The sequence below is a fragment of the Acidisphaera rubrifaciens HS-AP3 genome, from assembly GCF_000964365.1.
Classification (GTDB): domain Bacteria; phylum Pseudomonadota; class Alphaproteobacteria; order Acetobacterales; family Acetobacteraceae; genus Acidisphaera; species Acidisphaera rubrifaciens.
Map to the genome: position 1 here is coordinate 1 of NZ_BANB01000960.1, position 255 is coordinate 255.

At 65.5% G+C, this 255-nt stretch carries 1 protein-coding gene; it reads left to right on the forward strand.

What is annotated here, in order from left to right:
- Positions 1-187, forward strand: a 187-nt coding sequence (locus tag B8460_RS22475; RefSeq protein WP_048863268.1) for a hypothetical protein, incomplete at its 5' end; no start/stop codon positions are given.
- Between the last annotated feature and the right edge of the window lie 68 nt (positions 188-255).

The window sequence follows — 255 nt, forward strand, 5'->3', positions numbered from 1 at the left end:
GATCGGGCGCCTCGCCGGGCTTGAGGCCATACCGCTGCTCAATCCCGTGCAGACCCGACTCCGCGTATGGCGCCGCCAGGAAGCCGCCGGCCTGCGCTGCCGTAAGGCCGAGGTCGTGCGCGAGCTGATCGCGGATCGCGGCGATGCGGTCGTCACCTATTTGGGGAAGTTCAGACGCATGGGCTGAACTCACGCCGAACATGCTATGGAGCCAGTGCATGAACGGACTGTTGGCGAAGCCCGGACTGTCCTGAT